At 68.2% G+C, this 18,284-nt stretch carries 14 protein-coding genes and 1 tRNA gene; 7 read left to right on the top strand and 8 right to left on the bottom strand.

Annotation, left to right across the window (positions count from 1 at the left end; translation table 11 throughout):
• Positions 1–2 precede the first annotated feature (2 nt).
• The 3 genes from ABD156_RS13060 to ABD156_RS13050 form a co-directional block, all read right to left on the bottom strand.
• Positions 3–599, bottom strand: a complete 597-nt coding sequence (locus ABD156_RS13060) for a flavin reductase family protein (RefSeq protein WP_344271374.1) — start codon at positions 597–599, stop codon at positions 3–5.
• 10 nt (positions 600–609) lie between these two features.
• The gene (locus tag ABD156_RS13055; protein WP_344271371.1) at positions 610–1,530 is read right to left on the bottom strand and encodes a cation diffusion facilitator family transporter; all 921 of its coding nucleotides are present in this window, start codon (positions 1,528–1,530) and stop codon (positions 610–612) included.
• A 133-nt stretch (positions 1,531–1,663) separates the two neighbouring features.
• Positions 1,664–2,785 carry an alpha/beta fold hydrolase gene (locus tag ABD156_RS13050; RefSeq protein WP_344271368.1) on the bottom strand — a complete coding sequence of 374 codons (1,122 nt, stop codon included), beginning with the start codon at positions 2,783–2,785 and terminating at the stop codon, positions 1,664–1,666.
• Between the two features lie 104 nt (positions 2,786–2,889).
• On the opposite strand from ABD156_RS13050, the gene ABD156_RS13045 reads away from it, so the two are divergent.
• From ABD156_RS13045 to ABD156_RS13035, 3 genes are all read left to right on the top strand, one after another.
• Positions 2,890–2,965, top strand: a tRNA-Arg gene (locus ABD156_RS13045).
• Positions 2,966–3,254: 289 nt separating this feature from the next.
• The gene (locus ABD156_RS13040) at positions 3,255–4,064 is read left to right on the top strand and encodes a hypothetical protein (RefSeq protein ID WP_344271365.1); all 810 of its coding nucleotides are present in this window, start codon (positions 3,255–3,257) and stop codon (positions 4,062–4,064) included.
• A gap of 217 nt (positions 4,065–4,281) precedes the next feature.
• Complete coding sequence (locus tag ABD156_RS13035) at positions 4,282–6,462, top strand: ATP-binding protein (RefSeq protein ID WP_344271362.1); 2,181 nt, start codon at positions 4,282–4,284, stop codon at positions 6,460–6,462.
• Between the two features lie 461 nt (positions 6,463–6,923).
• Here the strand turns inward: ABD156_RS13035 and ABD156_RS13030 are convergent, their stop codons facing one another.
• Entirely contained in the window at positions 6,924–7,583 is a 660-nt protein-coding gene (locus ABD156_RS13030) for a response regulator transcription factor (RefSeq protein WP_344271359.1), read from the bottom strand.
• Positions 7,580–8,662, bottom strand: a complete 1,083-nt coding sequence (locus ABD156_RS13025; protein WP_344271356.1) for a sensor histidine kinase — start codon at positions 8,660–8,662, stop codon at positions 7,580–7,582. Before ABD156_RS13025 ends, ABD156_RS13030 begins: the two co-directional genes overlap by 4 nt.
• A 208-nt stretch (positions 8,663–8,870) precedes the next feature.
• Here ABD156_RS13025 and ABD156_RS13020 point away from each other — a divergent pair, with 208 nt between their 5' ends.
• Positions 8,871–10,268, top strand: a complete 1,398-nt coding sequence (locus ABD156_RS13020; protein ID WP_344271354.1) for an alpha/beta hydrolase family protein — start codon at positions 8,871–8,873, stop codon at positions 10,266–10,268.
• A 10-nt stretch (positions 10,269–10,278) separates the two neighbouring features.
• Here the strand turns inward: ABD156_RS13020 and ABD156_RS13015 are convergent, their stop codons facing one another.
• On the bottom strand, positions 10,279–10,920 hold the full coding sequence (locus ABD156_RS13015; protein ID WP_344271351.1) for a DUF4304 domain-containing protein: 642 nt from the start codon (positions 10,918–10,920) through the stop codon (positions 10,279–10,281).
• A gap of 117 nt (positions 10,921–11,037) precedes the next feature.
• Between ABD156_RS13015 and ABD156_RS13010 the strand changes: the two genes are divergently transcribed.
• Positions 11,038–13,866, top strand: coding sequence for an RICIN domain-containing protein (locus ABD156_RS13010; protein WP_344271348.1), 2,829 nt, complete (start codon positions 11,038–11,040; stop codon positions 13,864–13,866).
• On the opposite strand, the gene ABD156_RS13005 is transcribed toward ABD156_RS13010, so the two are convergent.
• Positions 13,863–14,318, bottom strand: coding sequence for a MarR family winged helix-turn-helix transcriptional regulator (locus ABD156_RS13005; protein WP_344271345.1), 456 nt, complete (start codon positions 14,316–14,318; stop codon positions 13,863–13,865). The two genes, ABD156_RS13010 and ABD156_RS13005, sit on opposite strands and share 4 nt — an antisense overlap.
• A gap of 84 nt (positions 14,319–14,402) precedes the next feature.
• On the opposite strand from ABD156_RS13005, the gene ABD156_RS13000 reads away from it, so the two are divergent.
• Positions 14,403–14,732, top strand: a complete 330-nt coding sequence (locus ABD156_RS13000; protein WP_344271343.1) for a rhodanese-like domain-containing protein — start codon at positions 14,403–14,405, stop codon at positions 14,730–14,732.
• Between the two features lie 26 nt (positions 14,733–14,758).
• Positions 14,759–15,325 carry a YceI family protein gene (locus ABD156_RS12995; protein WP_344271341.1) on the top strand — a complete coding sequence of 189 codons (567 nt, stop codon included), beginning with the start codon at positions 14,759–14,761 and terminating at the stop codon, positions 15,323–15,325.
• 83 nt (positions 15,326–15,408) lie between these two features.
• Here the strand turns inward: ABD156_RS12995 and ABD156_RS12990 are convergent, their stop codons facing one another.
• Positions 15,409–18,240 (bottom strand): AfsR/SARP family transcriptional regulator, encoded by a 2,832-nt coding sequence (locus ABD156_RS12990; RefSeq protein WP_344271339.1) that lies wholly within the window; start codon positions 18,238–18,240, stop codon positions 15,409–15,411.
• Positions 18,241–18,284: the final 44 nt, after the last annotated feature.

Genomic DNA, 18,284 nt, shown 5'->3' with positions numbered 1-18,284 from the left:
GCTCACGAGCTTTTGTATGTGGGCCGCGCCAATTCCTTGATGTCGCCCAGCGTTCCCCATTCGTCGCGCCCGAGCCGGGACAACGGGCGCAGCCGGTCGATCATCGGGTGATCGCCGTCGAGGACGTCCTCATTGACCGCGAGGTGCACGACCCGGCCGAACACCACTGTCGAGCGGCCGAAACCGACCGTGCTGTGCAGTTCGCATTCGAACGCCACCGGCGATTCCGCCACGCGCGGCGGACGGACCTTCAGGCTCGGTTCGCGGGTGAGCCCGGCCTCGTCGAATTCGCTCAGTTCCGGCGGGAAATCCGCGCCGGTGGCGTTGATCTGCTCGAACAGCGGCTCGGGCGCGAGGTTGACCACGAACTGCCGGGTCGCCTCGACGTTGCGCAGGGTGTCCTTCCGCCCGACCGAGGTGAACTGCAGGACCGCGGGCGCGGCCGAGGCGACGGTGAAGAACGAATGCGGCGCGAGGTTGTCGACCCCGGCTCGCGAGGTGCTCGACACCCAGGCGATCGGCCGCGGCACGACGGTCGCGGTCATCAGGTGGTAAAACGCGTTCGGGGCCAACTGTGCGGGGTCGAAGTCCTTGCGCATGGTTCCCGGTCTACCAGGACAGCTCCGCGCATCTGCGGGCGCATTGCGGTCCTTCGACTTGAAGCGTCGCGTGTTTGATCTCGTAGCGGACCGACAGCAGGTCTTGCGCCTTGGTGAGCACAGTGGACTGTTCGGCTTCCGCGTTCACCGTCAGGTGGGCCGAGGCGACTTCCATGCCCGAGGTCAGCGTCCAGACGTGCAGGTCGTGCACATCCGCGACGCCCGGCAGCGCGGCGAGTTCGGTGCTGATCGCGCCGACGTCGACGCCGGCGGGCGCGTGCTGGAAGAGGATCCGCAGCGCGCGGCGGGCGAGCGTCCAGGTGCGCGGCAGGACGAACAGTCCGATGGCGACACCGATGATCGGGTCGGCGTAGCGCCAGCCGGTGGTGAGCGTGATCGCGCCGCTGAGCAGCACGCCGACCGAGCCGACGAGGTCAGCCAGCACCTCGAGGTACGCACCGCGGACGTTCAGGCTTTCCTTCGCGCCCGAGCGCAGCACCAGGAAGGACACGATGTTCGCGCCGAGGCCAGCCGCGGCGGCGAGCAGCACCGGCAGGCCGGGCACCTCCGGCGGATCGGTAATCCGCCCGATCGCTTCGACCGCCACATACCCGGCGACCCCGAACAGCAGCACCGCATTGGCAAGCGCGGCAAGGACTTCCGCCCGGTACATGCCGAACGTGCGGCTGGGCGTCGGCCCGCTGCGGCGCGCGAGCACGATCGCGGCGAGCGCCATGCCGACGCCGAGGACGTCGGTGAACATGTGCGCGGCGTCGGAGATCAGCGCGAGCGAGCCGGTGGCGAAGCCGACGACGAACTCCAGCACCATGAACCCGGCGCCGACCGCGAGAGCGATCAGCAGCGCGCGGACGTAGCGGCCGGACGCGCTCGCCGGAGCGGCGGTGTGCCCGTGGCCGTGCCCGTGTCCCATCGCTCGCCTCCCAAGTTTCGGTGTCGAGAGGAATATATAGTGACATGCGCATATGTGCAATACAGGGTAGCCTAACTTCACTCTAATGCCTGGTGGCGTGTTTCTCCCAGCCCTGTTCCGCGAGATGGGAAGATCAGCGCACGAGCCGGAAGAACCCGCGAATCTGCTCGACGAGCGACGCCGGTTGTTCCATCGCCGCGAAGTGCCCGCCGCGCGGCAATCGCTCGAACCAGCGCAGATCGGTGTACTTCAGCTCTGCCTGCCGCCGCGACGGCCGGATGATGTCGCGCGGGTAGACGGAGATGCCGGACGGTGCCGTGACGAGATCGCCGAAGCTGCGGAAGCTCTCCCAGTACAGCCTCGCGGACGACGTCGCCGACGCGGTGAACCAGTACGCCGAGATCGCGTCGAGGAGCTGCTGCCGGGTGACCGCGTCCTCCGGGTGCCCGTTGTTGTCGGTCCAGGCCCAGAACTTCTCGGCGATCCAGGCCGCTTGTCCCGCCGGCGAGTCGGTCAGGCCGTAGCCCAGCGTTTGCGGACGCGTGCCCTGCTGGCCCGAATACCCCTGGCCAGTGCTCCGGAACTCCGCGGCCGCTCGTGCCCCTTCGCGCTCCTCGTCAGTCCGGTCCTCGAACTGGCCCGGTGGCGCGGCCGCCATGTTGACGTGCACCCCCGCGACCCGCTCCCGCGCGACTTCGCCGAGCGCGCCCGAAACCGCCGAACCCCAGTCGCCGCCCTGCGCGCCGTACCTCTCGTAGCCGAGGGAAACCATCAACTGATCCCAGGCGGCCGCGATTTTCGGGACGCCCCAACCGGCCTCGCTCGGTTTGTCGCTCCAGCCGTACCCCGGCAGCGAAGGCGCGACGACGTGGAACGCGTCCGCCGGATCGCCGCCGTGCGCCCGCGGATCGGTCAGCGGACCGAGGATGTCGAGGAATTCGAGCACCGAGCCAGGCCAGCCGTGCGTGATCACCAGCGGAAACGCGTCCGGCTCCGGCGAGCGGAGGTGGACGAAGTGAATCCCGAGGCCGTCGACCTTCTGGCGGAACTGCGGGAAAACGTTGAGCCGCTCGGCGAACCCGAAGTCGTAGTCCTCGGCCCAGCTGCGGCAGAGCTCCTGGGCGTAGGCGAGCGGCAGCCCTTGCGACCAGTCGCCGACAGTCTCCGCCTCTGGCCACCGGGTGCGCCGCAACCGCGCCCGCACGTCGTCGATGTCCTCGTCCGCCACCCTGACCTGGAACGGCTCGGCGCTCACCGGTGCTCCCTCCGCGTCGACAGTTCGACGCTACCGCGCTAAGCACCCTCTGTGCGCGGCCGTGAGGGGGCATGCGCTAGGCTTTGTTCAGTTCGCGCGAGCGAGCCCTCGTAGCTCAGGGGATAGAGCACTGCCCTCCGGAGGCAGGTGTCGCAGGTTCGAATCCTGCCGAGGGCACCACAAGGATGGGAACGGGAGAGATGTCTGACATCTCTCCCGATTTTGTTTGTCCTGTCACCGAGCGGCGTCTTCGGGCAGATCCTCGGCCTGCACCAGTTCCGGCCACCGCGGCACCCGACGTCCGACCCGGGCCAGGAGCGGCTGCCGACTCCAGCGAGCATTCGCTATGCCGCTGATCAAGCGCCGCTGATGTCTTCCGACGAGCGCGGACAGCTCCTGCCGTGGTGCTCCGCATAACGATTGGGTCACTGCCCGGAGGTGAGACCAGTACAGCGACGATGCTGATCGAATGTTGTTGGACATCGCTACCAACGTCATCGCAAACATCATGTTCTGGCTCGGATTAGGCCTCGCAGTCGCAATGATGGCAAGGATCGCGCAACGGCGCTTCCGCAGCTTCTTCGGCTTGCACACGAATCAGCAATTGATCGTCTGCCTGTCTAACCTGTGGACCACCGCGACAAGTTCCCGCCCGCGAGGCTACTCTATTTCCTTGCATGAACTGCGCGCATCCGAGGCGATCACCCGTTTGTTCGGCTCGGCGTCCTTCCGCCTTCCGGATCTGGTCCGCGGTTTGGTCGACGCGATCTACCTGGGGCGTCACCGCTACGACTTCCGCAACAACGTGAGCCCCGCGTCAAGCGATGACCCCAAGCATTTCTCCGACCTGAGCGGCAACCTCATCGTGGTTGGCGCCGCCACCCGCAACAGCATCCGCAGACTGTATCTGCGGGAGAATCTGATCAGTCTCCGAATCTCCAACGAATACTCGGACACAGACGATCAGCGGCCGCCGCCCGAAATGAAATACGTCGAGGTGCTCAACGGAGCAGATCTCGGTCAGCTGGTCACGTCAGAATCCCTGGACCTCGCCGTAGTCGAAAAAATACACGACACCGCACGTGGCACGACGGTGATATTTTGCCTAGGGCGTCGAGGAGATACGACGTGGGCGGCGACTGAATACCTGGCCCGAAACTGGCGATCCCTTCAACGGGAATTCGGCGACAAACCGTTCGCTCTGTGTCTGGGTTTTCGCGACCCTGGCTACCAGTACGACTACCACACGCCCCGTCGCCTGCTGACCCTGCGAGGCTGACCGAGACGACCACCGATCCGGACAGCTGCCGCCTGCGTGCTCACAAGCTCGACCAGCGAGAAGCCTGAAACGACGCTGGGTGAGTGGCGCACCTGACACCGCAGACGATCTTGAGGGGGCCGAGACCAGTTGCCGGGTCGGGGACACTCGTGGTCCGTGCGGGTGGAGCTGGTTGTTCCCGCACCGCAGCCGGGGCAGCTGGCGCGACACTGGTTTCGTGTCGGACGGGGCGGGTTTCCGCAACGAGGCGAGTGGCGAGGTTCGCGGCACAGTGGTGCAGGCCGGGTCGATCGGTCAGTTGTCACTGGCCGGCACCGCGACGGGCACCGGAGGTTCGGTGGCTCGGCAGCTGCCGTCGGTGGTCCGGGATTTCACCGGCCGCACGGAGCAGGTAGCGGCGCTGGACGCACTCCTGCCCGCGGAAGCCGAGCCCAGCAGTGACGGTGCCGTCGACGATGCGGGTACCGGCGGGTCGGTGGTGATCTCGGCCGTGGACGGCGCGGCGGGGATCGGGAAGACGACGCTGGCGGTCTGGTGGGCGCATCGCGTGCAGCACCTCTTTCCCGACGGCACCCTGCACACGAACCTGCGTGGCTACGGTCCGGGTGATCCCGCCAGCCCGGGCGAGGTGCTGGTAGGGTTCCTGCGAGCGCTGGGGCTGCCGGGCGAGCGGATCCCGACGGGCACGGCGGAGAAGGCCGCGACGTTCCGGTCGTTGCTGGCGGGGCGGCGGGTACTGATGGTGCTGGACAACGCCAATGCCGCGGAGCAGGTGCGGCCTCTGCTGCCGGGGACGGCCGGATGCGTGGTGGTGGTGACCAGCCGGGACCGGCTGACCGGGCTGGTGGTGACCGAGGGCGCGGCCCGGCTCACCCTGGATCTGCTCAGCGAGCCGGAGGCGATCACGCTGGCGAGCGGGATCGTGGGTCAGGACCGCGCGACCGCCGAGCCGGACGCGGTCCGGGAGCTGGTCCGGTGCTGCGGGCGGCTGCCGCTGGCGGTGCGGATCGCCGCCGGCTACGCGTCCGGGCCGGACACCACGGTGGCCGAGGTGATCGCGGAGATGGCGGACGAGCGCTACCGACTGGACGTCCTGTCGCGGGAGGGGGACGAACGGGCGGCGGTGCGCGCGGTGTTCGACTGGTCGTACCAGCAGCTGGACGACGAACGAGCGCGGGTGTTCCGGCGGCTGGGGCTGCACCCCGGGCCGGAGTTCTGCGCCGAAGCGGCCGCCGCTGTCACCGGCCTGGATTTGCCCGGGGCTCGCCGGGTGCTGGGCGCGCTCGCCGCCGCGCATCTGATCGAACCCGTGCGGCGGGGCCGGTACCGGTTGCACGACCTGCTGCGCGCCTACGCATCCCACCGCGCCGAAACCGACGACCCGCCCGAGCACCGCGAGCAGGCACGCGAGCGGATGTGGCAGTGGTACGCCCACCACGCCAAAACCGCCCACCAGGTCCTGTTTCCCGCACACTGCGGCTGGCGTCCAGCGCTGAACCTGGAAGTCCGTGCCGATCCGCGGATCGAGTTTCCCGACGCCGCGCGGGCCTGGGCGTGGATTGAGAGCGAACAGGACAACCTGGTGGCTGTGGCCCGCGACACCGACCGGCACGGCCGCATCCCGCTCACCATCCTGCTCGCCACCGCCGCGGCGGGGTTCCTGTATCGGCTGGGGCGGAAGAAGAGACAGCTCGACCTTTCGCGCATTGCGCTGGCCGCTGCCCGCCGCGGCGGAGATCGCACCGTCGAAGCCCACGCTCTCCTGGACCTGGGCACCACGCATTGGACGGTGAGGCAGTTGCGAGAGGCCCGCAGCGCCTCACTGGAAGGACTTGGTTTGGCCCGTGACCTCGGCAATCGGGAATTGCAGGCATGGGCGCTCAACGACCTCGGCTTGGTGCTGCTGGAACAGGGGCAGCACGCGCAGGCGCGGGACCGCTTCCTGGCAGCGCTCTCACTGGCATCGGGTTCTCAGAAGGGGCGGCTGGAAGGGGTGGTCGAGGGCAATCTCAGCGACCTTTGCACCGGGCTGGGGGACTACCAGCAGGGCCTGCGGCACGCTGAACGCAGTCTTTCCCTCCGTCGGACCGCCCACGACGACCAAGGAGAACCCTTCGCGTTGCACCAGATCGCGCGGACCCGACAGGGCCTAGGAGATCTCCGGGAGGCAATCGCGCAGTGCGAGAACGCTCTCGCCATCGAACCCCACCACCGCATTCCCCAAGACACTGCCGGGATCCTGGACACCCTCGGTGCCTGCCTGCGCGACACCGGCCACATCGACCGGGCCAAGTCCTGCTGGCGCGACGCGCTGGCCCTCTACGACCAATACGGCCATCCCCGCGCTGACGACCTCCGCACAAGCCTGCGCGCGCTGGACACCACGCGCCACCCGTAACCCGCCACTGGCAACACGGCCAGCCGATAGCCAGGCCCCAGACCGGGATACCCAGAAGACGGCCCCTGTCGATTCGCAAGATCGCCGACAACGTCAAGGGCACTACGCGAACCGTCGACAAGAGCACCAGCGAATCTCTCGCCCGTGACCCGCCAGCTCATCTCGCATCTGCCGAGCACTAAAATAGAACGGTTCACGGCACCGAACCCGAAGACCAGGCCCAAACAGTCCCGTTCTCGCCATCTGGACCTGCCTTTGGACCCCACCTCGGCCGGGCACCGGCACGAAGAGTTCGAGCGGACGGGACAAAGCTCGCCTCAACTACCAACGTCCCGGTGAAGATTCCCTGGCCAGACCCGTTCCCATCCTTTAGCAGCCCTGCCGAGGGCACATTATCGGCCGATACTCGAAATCACCTTCACGGTGCGGGTATCGGCCAATTTTGTTTCCGCCGATCGACGTCACGCCGGGTGGATGAGGCGGCTTTCGTAAGCGAAGATCACCGCCTGGATCCGGTCGCGGAGTTCGAGTTTGTGCAGGATTCGCCCCAGGTGGGATTTCACGGTTGCCTCCGCGAGGTGCAGGGCGGCGGCGATCTCGGCGTTCGAAAGACCGGAACCCACCTGGACGAGCACCTCGCGCTCGCGGGCGCTGAGTTTGTTCAAGCGCTCGTCGCCGGCGGCGTCCGTGTCGGGCAGGTGCGGGCGGAACTTCTCCAGCAGGCGGCGGGTGATGCGCGGGGAGACCACCGCGTTGCCCGCGGCCACGGTGCGGATCGCGGAGAGCAGTTCCTCCGGCCTGGCGTTCTTGAGCAGGAAGCCCGAGGCTCCGGCTTTGAGCCCGGCGAAGGCGTATTCGTCCAGGTCGAAGGTGGTGAGGATCAGGACTCTGGTCTGCGGACGGCCTCGGAGGATCTGCCGGGTGGCTTCGATTCCGTCGGTCACGGGCATGCGGACATCCATCAAAACGACATCCGGGCGGAGGTCGGCGGCCAGGCGGATGGCGTCGGTGCCGTTCGCGGCTTCGCCGACTGGTTCCAGGTCCGGTTGGGCGTCCAGAATCATGCTGAATGCCATGCGCAGCAACGCTTCGTCGTCGGCGATCAGGACGCGGATCGTCATGCGGACTCCGCTGTGCTGCCGAAGACGAGGCGGGTGTGCACTCCCCAGCCGCCGCCGGGAAGCGGTCCGGCCAGCACCGTCCCGCCGTAGCCGGCCGAACGTTCGCGCATGCCGGTGATGCCGTTGCCGGAGCGGGTGGCGGGGGAAGCTGGCGGGCCGGTGTCGGTGACGGTCTCGGCGGCGCATTCGATCCGGACCGTCGCCTGGGTGCCCGTGGGGGTGTGCTTGAGGACGTTGGTCAAGGCTTCCTGCACCAGGCGGTAGACGGTCAGTTGCGCGGTGGCGGGGATGTGCGCGTGGCCGCCGTCGATGTCGAGGGCGGTCGGAAGCCCGGCGGCGCGCGTCTGGCCCGCGAGGGTCTCCAGTTGCGCGATGCCGGGCAGCGGATGGCGCGCCGCGTCCGGTTCGTCGGAGCGCAGGACGCCGAGCGAACGCCGCATGTCAGTCAGTGCCTGCCTGCCGGTTTCGGACACCTGGCGCATCGCGGTGGTGGCTTTGGCTGGCGACGAATGCTGCGCGAAGACGGCGGCATCGGTGAGCGCGACCATGACGGACAGGTTGTGCGTGACGATGTCGTGCATCTCCCTGGTGATCCGGGCCCGTTCCTCGGCGACGGCCCGCTCCCGCACGGCTTCCAGGTAGGCGCGCGCGGTCCGCTTGTTCACCCCGAGGACGGCCGCGGCGACGACCATCGCGGTAAGCGCGGCGAACGGGGTCAGGAACGCACCGTCGCTCGCCCAGCGGAGGCAGGCGAGGACAGCCCCGATCTCCACCACGACGGCAGCGGCGAGCGTGACGCGCTTGCCCGAGTTCGCGGCCACTGTGCAGAGCGCCACCAGCAGCGCGATGTCGGCGGGCAGTTGGATGCCTGCCAGCCACTGGACGGCAGCCGCGGTCGCCACCACACCGAACACGATGAGCGGGGCCCGGCGCCGCCACACCAAGGGCAGCGCGAGCGCGACGGTGAGTGTGGCGGCCATCGGCAGCTCTGCGGGCGCCCACATGGTCAAGACGTGAAGCAGGAGAAGCGCGGGCAGCAGGGAATCCTGCACTGACGCCCAGCGTCGCTCGATCTTCACAACGCGAGGGTAGGCCGACGTCCCGCCGCGCACATGAGCCTGCCGGCTGACCGTGGCGCGCCGGATTGCGACTGCGGAAGGAGTCCCGATACCTCCTGTGGTCGTAGTGCGGCCGCCGGTTCGGGTGCTCGATTGCCACTGGAGACGGGTTGGAGATCGGGTCCGGAGAGCGATGTGGCCGGACTGGTCCGGCACCGAATATGGCGGCATGAACCTGTCCCTGCTGGAAATTCTGGCGTTGCTCGGTGCCGTCGCGCTGGTGGCAGCACGCTGGCTGCCCGCCGCTGCCCGCCCGCGCGTCACTATCGCGGCGGGAGCGGTGTTCCTGCTGTCCGCGCTAGCGCTCTGCGTGACTGGGATCCGCTGGCAGCTGCTGCCGGTGGTGGCGGGCGGTGTCGTCGCGGCTCCGCTCGCCTTCTTGCCGCTGGTACGACGCCGGTCCCGCTGGTGGTTGGCGTTGCCGGGATCGTTGTTCTGCGTCTGCCTGATCGCCACCGGTCCCGTGACGGCGTGGGCCTTTCCCGTCCCCGTCTTCCCGACGCCCTCCGGCGGCTTCGCCATCGGCACCCGGGTGCTGCAGTGGACCGACCCGGACCGCCCCGAGACCTTCACCGCCGATCCGCGCGACCGGCGCACGATCGTGGCCCAGCTCTGGTACCCCGCTAACGGCCCAGCTGACGCGCCGCGTGCCCAGTACCTCGGACGCACTGAGGACGAAGCGCGCACCGTCTCCGAAGCACTCGCCAGCGGAGTCGGCCTGCCGGGCTTCCTGTTCGACGGTGTTCCGCGCGCCCGTACGCACGCGATTCCCGACGCACCGGTGGCCGTTGAGGGCGGACGGTTCCCGGTGGTGCTGTTCTCGCCGGGATCCAGCGGAGTGCGCACGCAGAACACCGCGTGGGCAGAGGAAATCGCCAGCCATGGTTACGTGGTCGTCGCGCTCGACCACCCGTACGACTCCGCCGCCGTCGTGCTCGCCGACGGCCGGACGATCACCAGCGCGACCGTCTCCACCAGCGACCGGGAGGCAGACGACCGGCTGGCCGACGACTGGACCGCGATCCGAGCCGCCGACCTCAGCTTCGCACTGACCCGGCTGGAGAGCCTCCGCGCCGACCCACTGACCGGACGCCTGGACCCCGGCCGGGTCGCCGTAACCGGGCACTCGATGGGTGGCGCCGCCGCGCTGCAGGCGGCTAGGCGGGACCACCGGTTCACCGCCGTCATCAATCTGGACGGCTACCCTCGCGGGCCCTTGTCTCCCATGCTTGATCAGCCGACGCTCGCGCTCACCCAGGCCGTCACCCCGGCTACCGATCCGCGATACCTGCCTCAGCTCACCGAGGTGCTCACGCGCGGCACGGCGACGAACTACCGACTCACCATCCCCGGCGCGGCGCACCTCACCTTCACCGACGGTCCGCTGTATCTGCCGCCGGTGCCTTCGATCGTCGGTTCGCTGGGCCGCGCTGAGAGTCCGCGGGTGGTGGCCGCTGCGAGTCTGGCGTTTCTGGATTCCTTGCTGCGCAAGGGATCCAGTGACCTGGCAGGCGCATTGTCGGCCTACGGCGAGCTCAAGGTGTTTCATCCTGGCAACGGCCGCTGATCGCTCGTGATCAGCGGCGCGTTCCGGTGCGTTCGCGCGCCCAGCGCACGAATTCCATCGCGTTCTCCCGCTGCGGTTCGGTGGCCACCGTCTCGAGCAACCGGTCAAGCTCGTCGCTGCGGCCATGCTCGGACAGCATCGCGGCCTCAGCCCGCGCGAGATAGCCGGCATTCTCGTCGCCGCGGATGAAGCCGAGGTCGCGCGACCGGATCTGCTCGGTCATCCGCTCGCGATCAAGGAGCGCGGTCAAGAACGGCCAGCCGTCGTCGGCCAGGCGGGCAGCCATGTCCCGCACGGCGACCGCGCTGTCCCGCCGTCCGGTGATCTCCCACCACCCGTCGCTGCCGGGCGGCGCGCCGGCGGGGTGCAATCGCCCGCGGTAGAGGCCCAGGCTCTCGGGGATCGGCTTCGGCAGACGTCCGAGAGTGCGCTCTTGCCAGTCGAGCCACGGCCGAGGTGCCAGCGACAAGTTGATCACGCACCTCAGTCGCTCACGATTGCTGAACGACGACGACTGAACATTGACGATGGCCCAGTCTCCCAACGCATTCGACCGACGCCAGTTCCCGCCCGAGCCGCTGAACCCGTGCACGCGCGCGGCCGGGCCGACAACATCACGCAGGGCCTCGCGAAGCGCGATCTGGGCGGTCACGAAGCCGAGCATGGCAGACCCCCTGGTCCGCCAGCTACGACGAACGGCGGTTGTCCCTCGCCCCACCACCAGGTATTTCTATTTTTACAACGTTGTAACGAGTGGAGGCTGGTCTCCGTGCCGCTGAACCGCAGACACTTCGTCGCCGGGACCGTCGCCGCTCTGCTCGCCACCGCCTCCGCCGGGACCGCTGAGGCCGGGCGCAGGCGCGGCGGCTTCTACTCGCCCAACGCCGCCCCGCTCTCCCCCACCGCGTTCCTCAAGCTCCCGCCGGGCGCGGTCAAGCCGAGGGGCTGGCTCGCCGGCCAACTGCGACTTCAACTCGACGGCCTCTGCGGCCACTATCCCGAGACGTCGCACTTCCTCGACTTCGACACCACCGGCTGGGTCCATCCCGAACGCGGCGGCTGGGAAGAACTGCCGTACTGGCTGCGCGGGTACGTCGACCTCGCCATCGTCACCGGAGACAGCACCGCGCTGGCCTCCGCGCGCCGCTGGATCGACGCGGTCATCGCCACCCAGCAGGCCGACGGGTTTTTCGGTCCGAGCGAACTGCGCACCAGATTCCGCGGCGGGCCGCACTTCTGGCCGTACCTGCCGATGATCCAGGCGCTGCGGTCCTGGCAGGAGTACTCCGGCGACGGGCGCATCATTCCGCTGCTGACCCGATTCTTCCGGTACATGAACGCGCAAAGCACCGACGTGTTCGACGCGGACTGGCTGAACATGCGCTGGGGCGACGGCCTCGACAGCGTTTTCTGGCTGTTCAACCGCACCGGCGACCCGTTCCTCCTCGACCTCTCCGACAAAATCCACCGCTACGGGGCCAACTGGGTCGGCAATCTGCCGAGCCTGCACAACGTCAATGTGGCACAGGGATTCCGCGAACCCGCTCAGTACTCGCTGCGTTCCGGCGACGCGAAGCTGGTCCAAGCGTCCTATCAGGACTATAACCAGATCATGGCGGCGTACGGCCAATTCGCCGGCGGCGGCTTCGCCGGGGACGAGAACGCACGCCCAGGTTACGGAGATCCGAGGCAGGGCTTCGAAACCTGCGGAATCGTCGAGTTCATGGCAAGCCACCAACTCCTCGCCCGGCTGACCGGCGACCCGGTCTGGGCCGACCGCTGCGAAGACCTCGCCTTCAATTCCCTCCCCGCCGCTCTCGACCCGACCGGGCGGGCGGTGCACTACATCACCAGCGCGAACAGCGTCGATCTCGACAATGTGCCCAAGACCGAAGGCCAGTTCCAGAACGGCTTCGCGATGCAGGCGTATCTGCCCGCCGTCGACCAATACCGTTGCTGCCCGCACAACTACGGCATGGGCTGGCCGTATTTCACCGAGGAATTATGGCTGGCCACCCCGGACAACGGCCTCGCCGCGTCGATGTACTCGGCGAGCACCGTCACCGCGAAAGTCGGCGACGGCAGTTCGGTGACCATCGACGAGGACACCGCCTACCCGTTCTCGGAGACGATCACTTTCACCATCCGGACCCCGCACCCGCTGAATTTCCCTTTGTACTTCCGGATCCCTTCGTGGTGCGCCGCCCCGAAATTCACCGTCGCAAGCACGCCGGTCACGGTTCCGGCCGGGCCTACGTATGCGAAAGTCCAGCGAGTATGGCGAAACGGCGACATCGTCACCTTGACTCTGCCGCAACGAACCACCGTACGAACCTGGCCCGCGAACCACGACTCCGTGTCAGTCGACCACGGCCCGCTGACGTACTCGCTGCAGATCGGCGAACAGTACGAGCAACTCGGCGGTTCCGCGCAGTTCCCGGAATACGCCGTGCACGCGACGTCGCCGTGGAATTACGGACTGGTCGGCGACGTTTCGGCGATGACGTTCGCCGCCACCGGCGGATCATTGCCGGACAATCCCTTCACCCCGGACACCACACCGGTCCGGATCACCGCGCCTGCAAGGAAAATCGCCGAATGGACCGCAGACGACCAGAATGTCGTGACGCCGCTGCAGCCGTCGCCGGCACGCAGTACAGCGGAGGTCGAGCCAGTCACGCTGATCCCGATGGGCACGGCGCGGCTGCGGATCACGTCTTTCCCGACAGCCGCTCCCGACGGCACTCCTTGGCTTCCCGGCGGAGGCGGTGCCGGATTCCGGATCATGAACCTGAAATCCGGCAAGGTTCTCGGTGTCGATCGCATGTCCACAACGGACAGTGCACAGGTGGTCCAGTACACCGACAACGGCACCGCCGACCACCTCTGGCACCTCGTCCCGAACGGCGACGGCTGGTATCGGATCCGCAACCACAACTCCGGCAAAGTCCTCGGCGTCGATCGCATGTCCACTGCGGACAGCGCCCAGGTCGTGCAGTACACGGACAACGGAACCGCGGACCATCTCTGGCGGCTCATCGACAACGGCGACGGCTGGTTCCGGGTCGTCAATCGCAACTCCGGCAAGGTCCTCGGCGTGGACCGGATGTCCACAGCGGACAGTGCACAGGTGGTCCAGTACACCGACAACGGGACCGCCGACCATCTGTGGCAGCTGGTGCCGGACGGCCAGGTGCGGATTGAGAACCGAAATTCGGCGAAGATACTGGGCGTCGACCGGATGTCCACTGCGGACAGCGCCCGGGTCGTCCAGTTCGGCGACACCGGCACCGCCGATCATCTGTGGACCTTCGAGGCGGCCGGAGGGTGGCTGCGGATTCGCAATGTCAACTCGGGCAAAGTGCTCGGCGTCGATCAGATGTCCACAGCGGACAGCGCGATCGTGGTGCAGTACGCCGACAACGGCACCCCAGACCACGACTGGCGGCTGCTCGACGACGGAAGCGGCTGGTTCCGGATCGTGAACCGCAACTCCGGCAAGGTGCTCGGAGTAGACCGGATGTCCACTGCGGACAGTGCGCAGGTGGTCCAGTTCAGCGACAACGGCACCGCTGACCATCGGTGGCGGTTGCGTTAGGCCGGCCGCGAGGCCTTCCCGCTTTCCGCGACTCGCAGCAGCGCTTTCCCGATCACCGCCGCCTCCTCGTCGCTGACGTGCGCCGAGAAATGCCGTTCGATGCTCCGCAGGTAGACCGGCGCGGTCTTGCGCAGCGCGCGGACCCCCTCGTCGGTGATCACCGCCCAGCTGACCCGGCGGTCATCCGGTTCCGGGCGCTTCGTCACCAGCTCGGCCCGCACCATCTCGTCGATCAGCCGGCTCACCCGCGTCCGGCTCAGCACCACCCGGTCGGCGACCTCCGCCATCCGCAGCCCGTTCTTCCCCGCCGCGTTCAGTTCCAGCAGGACGTCGTACCAGGCCAGGGGCACGGTTCCGCCCCGCTGCACGTCGGTTTCGATGGCTCGCACCGCGGCGCTGTGCGCGAGCAGCATCGCCCGCCAGGCCTCCAGTCCGATCTTCGGGTCGCTCACCCGCCCAGTGTAGGTCATTGCGTGCGGGCGCACCTAATGAGTTGAGTGCGTGCGTACGCACATAAATTCTTCGAGGAGGACTGCATGGTCAAGCCCATTACGCGGGACGAGGTCAAGCGGCGGATCGACGCCGGGTCGGCGATCGTCGTCGAGGCGCTGCCCGCCAGCTACTACGCGGAGGCGCACCTGCCCGGCACCCTCAACCTGCCAGTGGACGAAGTCGAGAAGCTCGCCCCCACTCTGGTGCCGCACAAGGATTCCGCGGTGATCGTCTACTGCGCCGACTCGCCCTGCCAGAACTCGGGCACAGTCGCGAAGCACCTGTCGGAACTCGGATACACCCAGGTTTTCGACTACGACGAGGGCAAAGCCGACTGGATCGCGGCCGGAATGCCGACCGAATCCGGCAATTGAACGCCCGGGACAGAAGGGACAGGAACATGACAGACGCAACTCGCGTGGTCGCCGGAACGGAACTTCCCGCCGCGGGGACATGGAAGGTCGACCCCGGGCACGCCGAGGTCGGCTTCGTCGGAAGACACTTCATGCTCACCAAGGTCCGCGGCCGGTTCACCGGCGTGGACGCGACACTGGAAATCGGCGAGCGGATCGAAGACACCACGGTGCGCGCGGTCATCGACATGGCCACAGTGGACAGTGGAGACCAGACCCGGGACGATCATCTCCGTTCCGGCGATTTCTTCGACGTGGACCATCATCCGCGAGCCACGTTCGAATCAGTCTCGGTCACTGCGACCGGCAGCCACGCGACCATGGCCGGAAACCTGACCATCAAAGAAGTTTCGCATCCGGTCACGCTCGCCGTGGAGTATCTCGGGCACGCGCGCGACCCGTGGGGAAACGATCGAGCGGTGTTCTCCGCTCGGGGCAAGATCAATCGCGAGGATTGGGGACTGGTCTGGAACATGGTGCTGGAATCGGGCGGACTTCTCGTGTCGAAGGAGATCGAACTCGTCCTGGAGATCGAGGCGATCCGCTTCTCCTGATCGGACAGATCCCGCTCGCTGAACCGCGAACCGGCCGGGTGGGCCGCCGTTGCCAACCCGGCCGGGCGGATCGGTCAGCGGACCTAAGCCATCACCGCAGCGGCCAACTCGAACTGTTCCCGCGCCGCCTCATCCTCGCCCCGGGCGTGCAGGCAAGCTCCCAGCCGATTCCGAACCTCGATCTCCGCCCACGGCGACATTTGATCCGTCAACGCCCCCAGCGCCCGCACGTGATACGAGTGCGCGAGATCCAAACTCCCCAAATCCTGTTCCGCGGAGCCAAGGCGAGACAGCGAACTCACCAGCAACAGCCGATCCTCCACCCTCTCAGCCAATTCGACCGCCTCCCGCAAGGATTCCGCCGCTTCCTCCGATCGACCGAGATGCAGCCGGACACTGCCGATATGGCTGGAAACCCGGCCCAGCATCGCCGGATTTCCGGTCTGGACCGCCACTTCCCGCGATTCGGCGAAACAGGCGAGCGAGAGTTCGTGCTCGCCCTGCTTAAAATGCACGTAACCCAACCCGGATACCGCCCGCTCGACCAGCCAGCTGTCCGCGACCTCAGCGGCCAGCGTTCGAGCCTCGCTCAGCACCTGTTCCGCTTCATCGAGCGGTCCGGCGAGCATCGTGACCATTCCCAGCCCGCACAACCCCCGCGCCGTTTCCCGCCGGTCGCCGGTTTCGCGGCTGATCCGCAGTCCTTCTTCGCACCATTTCCGGGCCTGCACGGAATCCCCGAGCGCGAGATGCGCCCAGCCGAGTCCGAAACGCAGCGCCGTCGCCATCCGCCGGTCTGCCACGTTGTCCACTTCGGATAGCGCGACTTCCAGCAGCGCAAGGCATTCCCGATACCGGATGCGCCGCACGAGATAGTCGACGGCACCCTCGGCGATCCAGCACGCGTAATCCGGATGCCCCGCCGCGACCGCGGACGAGACCACTTCCACCAGGTCGCCCGCGCGGTCCAGCCAGGCCGAAGCGTCCACCAGCCCGGCGAACGGCGAATCAGCGATTTCCGGGCCGCTGGGGAAACCGGGTTCGTCCCATTCGCTCGCGGCGCGGCAGGCGTGCAGATACACCCCGAGCCCGCTGGCGACGTCGGGTTCGTCCGCGGCGAGGCGGCGGGCATAAACCGCGACCAGGTCGTGCATCCGGTACCGGCCCGCGGCGGGCGCCTGCACCAGGTTCGCGTCGACCAGGTCTTCCAGCACGTTTTCCGCGGCACGGCGGGAACAGCCGAGCATCGCGGCCAGGACCAGCTCGTCGAACTCGGGCGCGGGTGCACGGCCCAGTGTGCGGAAGGCGCGTTGCGCGTCAGCCGGAAGCTGGTCGTAGGACAGCCGGAACGCGGCCTCGACACTGCGTTCCTCGGCGGTCAGTTCGCCGAGCCGTCCGGTGTCGTCGGCGAGCCGGTCCGCCAGGTCGCGGAACGTCCACATCGGACGGTTTTGCAGCCTTGCCCCCGCGATGCGCAGGGCGAGCGGAAGCCGTCCGCACAGGCTGGCGAGTTCGTGCACAGCCTCGCGTTCCTGGCCCGCGCGGGCCGGGCCGACGATCCGGCTCAGCAGGCCGGCCGCAGCGTCAGAGCTCAACGGACCCAAGGAAATCCGGCGTTCAACGTCCAAACCGGGCAGTCGGCGGCGACTGGTGATCAACACCCGGTTCCCGGTTCCGCCGGGCAGCAGCGGGCGGACCTGTTCGGCGCTGACGGCGTCGTCCAGCACCAGCACCAAGCGCAGCGGAGCAGTGGCGGCACGCCAGTTCGCGGACAGTTCGTCCAGGTCGTCCGGAATGTTCTGATCGTTGACGCCCGCCGACCGCAGCAACCGCCGCACCACCCGCACCGGCGCGAGCGGAGCCCGGCTGGTGCTGTGGCCGTGCAGTCCGACGAACAGGCAGCCGTCGGGATGTTCCTCGCGCAGCAGCTGGGCCGCGCGCACCGCCAGCGCCGTCTTTCCGGCCCCGGGTACACCGTCCACTGCGGACACTGCACTGCCCGGCGAGGCGAGGCGGGCCAGTTCGTCGTCGCGGCCGGACAGCTCGCCGACGTCGTGCGGCAGCTCGTCCCGGATCCTGGGCAAGGTGGCCTGCCGCGTCGCGACACCGAGCGCGACGTCGTCACCGCGCAGCACCGCTTCGTGCACGCGCCGCAGGTCTTCGCTGGGTTCGAGCCCCAGCTCATCGAGCATCCGGACGCGGAACTCGCGCCAGGTGTCGAGCGCGTCGGTCTGCCGCCCGGCACCGTAGAAGGCGCGCATGAGCAATCCGGTCAGCGGTTCGCGATCCGGATGCTCGGCGAGCAGCGCCGACACCTCGCTGATCGCCGATTCGTAGTCCCCCAGCCGGATCAGCGCGTCCGTCCGGCCTTCGACCAGCCCGACGCGGCGTTCGCCGAACCGCCGCCGCTCCCGTTCGGCGAACGGGCCGGGCAGTCCGGCCAGCGGAACGCCGTCGTAGAAGGCCAGCGCCTGGCCGTATCCGTCCGCCGCCGCGGCGAGCGCACCGGCGGCCGCCGCTTTCTTGGCGCGGGCGGCGATCTCCTCGACCCGCACGGCATCCACCCCGACGCCCGCCCCGGCGAACCGGTATCCGCCGGGGTCGGTCCGCAGCACCGATTTCGCGTCCGCGCCGGCCGCGGCCAGAGATTTCCGCAGCTGGTAGATGTAACCGGGCACGCCGTCGCTCTCCGGCGGATGCTCGCCCCACACCCGGTCGACCAGCTCGGCCCGGCTGACCGTCACGTCCGGCCGCAGGAGCAGCGCGACCAGCATCGTCGTCCGCAGCACCGGCCCGAGTTCCAGCGGCTGCCCGCCGTACCAGCCGCGGACCGGCCCGAGCACGGCGAACTCCAGCCGGGACCCGGGCTCGCGCTCCGCCCCTGCCCGGCCGGTTCGCGCGGCACCCGATGACATACCGGGAGTTTAAGGCAGCTCTTTCCGGGGACGGGCGGATCCGT

Source organism: Amycolatopsis albidoflavus, assembly GCF_039525725.1.
In the GTDB taxonomy this organism is placed as follows: domain Bacteria; phylum Actinomycetota; class Actinomycetes; order Mycobacteriales; family Pseudonocardiaceae; genus Amycolatopsis; species Amycolatopsis albidoflava.
The sequence above is the reverse complement of the archived record's forward strand: the minus strand, read 5'-3'. Positions and strand labels throughout refer to the sequence as shown.